We start from the raw sequence: 5,093 nt of genomic DNA, 5'->3' as shown, positions 1-5,093 counted from the left end.
GCCGAGCAGCGCGGCGAGCCCCGCGCGGACCACGGGATTGTCGTCGGCCACGAGAACCTTCATCCTCCGAGCCCCTTCCGTCACGCCGCCCCCTTCTCGAACTGTCCCACCCGGAGCGGGAGTCGAAGCTCGACGCTCACTTCGGTCCCCGGCCCGCCCCGCCCGATCCGCAGCCGCGCCCCGAGGGCCACGGCACGTTCGCTCATCCCGAGCAGCCCGAAGTGCCCGGCCCGCCGCAGCGCGTCGAGGCTGGTGCCGGGCGGCAGCCCTTTGCCGTCGTCGTGGACGGTGACGCGCAGGACGTCCCCGTGCACCCCGGCGCTCACCTCGACGCGACTGGCGTCGGCATGCCGGTGCGCGTTGTCGAGCGCCTCGGCGGCGATGGTGAGCAACTCCCGCGCGACGAACGGCGGTACGGGTACGGCGCTGCGCTCACCGGTCGCGCGATAGGTCGTCGGCAGGCCGGTGCGGGTCGCGAAGTCCGTGGCCCGCGAGGCGAGTTCGTCGAGTACGTCCAGTTCCTCGCCCGTCCCGAGCCGCAGGTCGGTCAGCAGGTCCCGTGACTCCCCGGCCGCGCGCCGGGCGGCGCCGGCGATCGACTCGGCCTGTTCGCGCACGGGTTGCTCGGCCCCGGCGGCGAGCGCCTCGGCGGCGAGGGCGACGCCGTACAGGGACTTGGCGAGGGAGTCGTGCATCTCCCGTGCCAGGCGGTCGCGTTCGGCGGCGACGGCCTCGGCGGCGGCGAGGCGGGCGCGGGTCTCGGCGAGCGCCTCGGTGGCCTCGCCGAACCTCAGCATCAGTCCCCGCAGGGCGGAGCCGAGCGCGCCGGTGATGACGCAGAAGCCGGGGAGCAGCAGCCGTTCGGCGACGGAGGCGCCGGAGCGGGCCGCCAGGGTCGTATGGACGAGCAGCAGGATGAGCCCTTGCAGGGAGGCGAAGCAGGCGGCGCCGCGCCAGCCGTAGAGGATCCCGGCGAGGAGGGGGGTGCAGACGCTGACGTACGCGAGGGTCGTGTCGGGGCCTGCGGAGACGAGCAGGAGCGAGCCGAGGAGGGTGTCGACCGCCAGGAGGGTGGGGTGTCTCAGGAGCAGTGGGGCGAAGCGTTCCCAGTCGCGCAGGAGGGCGTAGGACACCATGAAGGTGACGACGACGGCCGTGCCGACGAGGCGGACGCCCACGCCGGGTGAGGCGTTGAGGAGGGCGGAGGGTGCGGCGAGGGCGATCATCGCGAGGCGGAAGCCGAAGACCTGGCGGGACATCGCCTGGAGGGCGTTGACCTGGAGGGCGAAGGGGGCCGCCGGACGGTGCGCCTTCTTTCGTCTCAACGCCCCCATGTCCGCGCCTACTTCCCCGTGATCGTGCCGAAGTCGGTGCCCGAGCCCAGCAGCAGGCCGGCGCCGAGGAGGAGCATCGTCGCCGGGACCATGAACGTGGTGATCATCAGAGTGGCCCGGGGGACCGCGCGGGCGGCCTTGCGGCGGGCGTTCTGGGCGTCGGTGCGGCGCATGTCCTTGGCGATGGAGACGAGGGTGTCGACGATGGGGGCGCCGAGTTCCTCGCCCTGCTGCAACGCCGTGACGAACATGGCGACCTGCTCGGAGTCGTTGCGGCGGCGCAGTTCCGCGAAGGCTTCGCGGCGGCTCATGCCGAGGTCCATCTGACGCAGGGTGATGCGGATCTCGTCGGCCCAGGGGCCCTCGTAGCGGGTGGCGACGCGGTCGAGGGCCTGGCGGAAGCCGAGGCCCGCGCTGACGACGACGGCGAGGACGTCGAGGAAGTCGGGGAGGGTGCGTTCGATGACGTCCTTGCGGACGCGGATCGCGGACCAGATGCCGACCTCGGTCCACACGGCGCCGAAGGCGAGCATCAGCAGCGCGATCAGGGGGTTGCCGCGCAGGAAGAAGATCAGGGCGCCGACGGCCCCCAGCGTGCCGTAGACGGCGCGGCGGGCGGCGTAGCGGTCGATGGTGAGGCCGCCGGGGTTGCCCGCGAGGTCGATGCGGCGGCGGTACTTGGCGACGAGGCGGGGGCCCATCAGGCGCAGGACGGCGGGCGCGTACCGCATGCCCATGCGGTCGACCACCGAGTCCACGGCGCCTGTCCGGGTCGCGCCGACCTCCAAGGCGAGGGCGAGGTCGGGGGGCAGTTTGACGTCCGCGCGGTACATGCGGATGCCGGTGAAGGCGCCCCACACGGAGGCCGCCATCAGGAGCGCGAGCAGCAGAGCCATGGTCAACTCCCCCCGCTCAGACGTCGATCCGGGACATGCGCCGGATGAGGACGAAGCCGACGGCGTACAGGCCGAAGGCGATCAGGACGGCGGCCTGACCGAGCGGCGAGCCGGTCATGCGCTCCAAGGCCCCCTCCTTGACGCCGTCCATCAGGAACAACGAGCCGACGCCCAGGAGGGGTACGGCGTACGCGGTGAGGTTCACCTGCGAGAGCTGGGTGCGGATCTCGCGCCGGGTCTCCTTGCGCTCCTCCAGCGTCTCCGTCAAGTTCCGCAGGGCGCCCACGACTTGGCCACCGGCCTTGTTGGAGAGGACCAACGTGGTGACGAGGACGACGAGTTCGCGGGAGGGGAGCCGGTCGGCGAGTTCGCCGAGGGCGTCGTCCATGGACTGGCCGACCGCCAACTGGTTGGCGACCTTGGCGAGTTCCTCTCCGGCGGGCGCCTCCAGCTCCTCGGCGGCCATCCCTATCGCGGTGCGCAGGGCAAGGCCCGCCTGGGTGGCGTTGGCCAGGATGCGGGCCAGTTCGGGGAGTTGGTTGATGAACCGCTCGATGCGCTTCTGGCGCTGCCAGTTGAGGAACTGGACGGCCGAACCGACCGCGACGAGAGCGGCGATGGGGCCGAAGAAGGGGGCCAGGACGGCCTGGGTGACCAGCCAGAGTCCGGCGACCGCGCCGAGCAGGTAGGCGGTGAACTCGCCCGGGGTGACGTCGAGTCCGGTCGTCGCGAGCCGGCGTTCCAGCGAACGGCCCAGGCCGGTGCGGCGGATGCGGCGGTCGAGGTCGCGGAAGCGGCGGCGGCGCCCGCTGGGCGGCAGTTGGCCGGTGTAGGAGAGCCGGTCGACGAGGGCGGCGCGCTGGGCGCGGCCGGTGGCGTACGCGTGCAGGCCCGCGACGGCCAGGGTGAGGGTGAGGACGGTCAGGCCCGTCGTGAGCGTGGTGAGCTGGTCGAGGTCCATGGTCGTCCTGCCTAGCGTGCTTCTCGGATCGCGAGTTCGGCCGGGGTCTGGGCCACGCCGAACGCCTGTGGGATGGGCTGGCTCGCCATGTAGAGGCGGTCGGCGGTGCGGCGCGGGAGGGGGAAGTAGCGGAAGCTGCCGTGGATGCGGCCGTCGGAGGACATCGGCAGGGCGTCGAAGCGGGCGGCGGTGGCCAGCCGGTACGGTTCGCCGCCGTGGCTGTCGAGGAGCGCGATCTCGGTGATGCGGCGGGCGCCGTCGGCGAACCGGGTGAGCTGGATGATGACGTCGACGGCGCTGTTGATCTGGTCGTGCAGGGCGACGAAGGGCACCTCGACGTCGGACATCGAGGCGAGTGTCTGGAGGCGGGTGAGGGCGTCCTCGGCGCTGTTGGCGTGGACGGTGGCGAGCGAGCCGTCGTGGCCCGTGGACATCGCCTGGAGCATGTCCAGGGACTCGCCGCCGCGTACCTCGCCGACGACGATCCGGTCGGGGCGCATGCGCAGGGAGTTGCGGACCAGGTCGCGGATCGTGATGTGGCCCTTGCCCTCGACGTTCGGCGGCCTCGACTCCAGCCGTACGACGTGCTGTTGCTGGAGCTGGAGTTCGGCGGAGTCCTCGATGGTGATGATCCGCTCGCCCTCGGGGATCAGCCCGGACAGGGCGTTGAGGAGGGTCGTCTTGCCGGTGCCGGTCGCGCCCGAGACGATCACGTTGAACTTGGCCTGCACAAGGCCCGCGAGCAGGAACAGCATGTGCTCGTCTAGGGAGGTGAAGCCGACGAGTTCGTGGAGGGTGAAGGAGCGGGGGAAGCGGCGGATCGTGAGGATCGGGCCGGTCAGGGAGAGCGGCGGGATGATGACGTTGACGCGTTCGCCGGAGGGCAGGCGGGCGTCGACCATCGGATTCGACTCGTCCACGCGGCGGTTGACCGTGGAGACGATGCGTTCGATGGTCTGCATGAGCTGGTCGGCGGAGGCGAACCGCAGCGGCAACTGCTCGACCCTGCCGCCGCGTTCGACGAATATCGCGTCCGGCCCGTTGACCATGATCTCGGTGACCGAGGCGTCTTCGAGGAGCGGCTCCAGGATGCCGAGCCCGAGCGCCTCGTCGACAACGCGCCTGATCAGCCTGGCGCGTTCGGACGTCGACAGGACCGGGCCCTCGCGGCTGATGATGTGGCCGAGGACGCGTTCGAGCCGGGCCCGGCGTTCGGCCGCCGCGAGCGACGTCATCTCGGCGAGGTCGATCTCCTCCAGGAGCTTCGCGCGGTACGTCGCGACCAGGTGGCCGTCCTCGCCCCGGCTGCCGTTCTCCTCGGGCGTGCTGATCCGTGCCCTGAGGCTCATGGGGACTCCGTTCGCTGGTCGTTCGGCATGGTCGCGGTCCGCTGGGCGGGGCCGAAGTCGCCCCACCCGAAGAACACGGACGGGATGTCGACGGAGGAGGTGACCCGGACGTCGTCCCCGAGGTCCGCGGCGACGCAGCCGGCGTCCAGCCACGCGCTGACGGCGTCCGCGCACGCCTGCCCTGCCGTCCCGGCCTCCCGCGCCTCGCTCCGCGCCCCGGCCCGCGCCGCCGTACCGGCCTGCTGTCCGGCGTACGCGATGATCCCCAGCTGGACGACGGCCATGCCGACGAGCAGCAGGATCGGCAGGAACCCCAGGTACTCGATGGCGACCTGGCCCCGGTCTCCACGACGCTTCTTCATGTCAGGGCCCATGCCATTCCTCGACGGCCCCCGCGCGTCCGGTGACTTCGAAGGGGAGGGAGAGAACTCCCGGGAAGAGAACGGGTACTTGAAGCCGAACGGTCGCGGTCACGAACCCGGACCCCCCGCAGTCCACCTGCGCTCCCCCTTGCCAGGCACTCGGCAGATCCTCGGTCCCCGCCTCCTGACAC

5 protein-coding genes are annotated in these 5,093 nt (G+C 71.7%); all 5 read right to left on the bottom strand.

Features of this window, described 5'->3' with window-relative positions; all coding sequences use genetic code 11:
- Positions 1 to 80 precede the first annotated feature (80 nt).
- Genes AOK24_RS32190 through AOK24_RS32170 form a run of 5 tightly spaced genes read right to left on the bottom strand, consistent with a single transcriptional unit; the run spans position 81 to position 4,902 of the window.
- Positions 81 to 1,334, bottom strand: coding sequence for a sensor histidine kinase (locus AOK24_RS32190; protein ID WP_055723561.1), 1,254 nt, complete (start codon positions 1,332 to 1,334; stop codon positions 81 to 83).
- Positions 1,335 to 1,342: 8 nt separating this feature from the next.
- Positions 1,343 to 2,230 (bottom strand): DUF5936 domain-containing protein, encoded by an 888-nt coding sequence (locus tag AOK24_RS32185; RefSeq protein WP_055723560.1) that lies wholly within the window; start codon positions 2,228 to 2,230, stop codon positions 1,343 to 1,345.
- A gap of 16 nt (positions 2,231 to 2,246) precedes the next feature.
- Complete coding sequence (locus AOK24_RS32180) at positions 2,247 to 3,191, bottom strand: type II secretion system F family protein (protein WP_055723559.1); 945 nt, start codon at positions 3,189 to 3,191, stop codon at positions 2,247 to 2,249.
- Between the two features lie 11 nt (positions 3,192 to 3,202).
- Complete coding sequence (locus AOK24_RS32175; RefSeq protein ID WP_055723558.1) at positions 3,203 to 4,540, bottom strand: TadA family conjugal transfer-associated ATPase; 1,338 nt, start codon at positions 4,538 to 4,540, stop codon at positions 3,203 to 3,205.
- Entirely contained in the window at positions 4,537 to 4,902 is a 366-nt protein-coding gene (locus tag AOK24_RS32170) for a TadE/TadG family type IV pilus assembly protein (protein WP_079057098.1), read from the bottom strand. The genes AOK24_RS32175 and AOK24_RS32170 overlap by 4 nt, the downstream gene beginning before the upstream one ends.
- Positions 4,903 to 5,093: the final 191 nt, after the last annotated feature.

This window comes from Streptomyces niveiscabiei, from assembly GCF_001419795.1.
GTDB classification, from domain to species: domain Bacteria; phylum Actinomycetota; class Actinomycetes; order Streptomycetales; family Streptomycetaceae; genus Streptomyces; species Streptomyces niveiscabiei.
This window is presented reverse-complemented; position numbering and strand designations above follow the sequence as displayed.

Bases quoted from the DNA above. Each gene is read 5' to 3' on its own strand.
- AOK24_RS32190 (WP_055723561.1), bottom strand. From the start codon at position 1,334: ATGGGGGCGTTGAGACGAAAGAAGGCGCACCGTCCGGCGGCCCCCTTC.
- AOK24_RS32170 (WP_079057098.1), bottom strand. From the start codon at position 4,902: ATGAAGAAGCGTCGTGGAGACCGGGGCCAGGTCGCCATCGAGTACCTG.
- AOK24_RS32180 (WP_055723559.1), bottom strand. From the start codon at position 3,191: ATGGACCTCGACCAGCTCACCACGCTCACGACGGGCCTGACCGTCCTC.
- AOK24_RS32185 (WP_055723560.1), bottom strand. From the start codon at position 2,230: ATGGCTCTGCTGCTCGCGCTCCTGATGGCGGCCTCCGTGTGGGGCGCC.
- AOK24_RS32175 (WP_055723558.1), bottom strand. From the start codon at position 4,540: ATGAGCCTCAGGGCACGGATCAGCACGCCCGAGGAGAACGGCAGCCGG.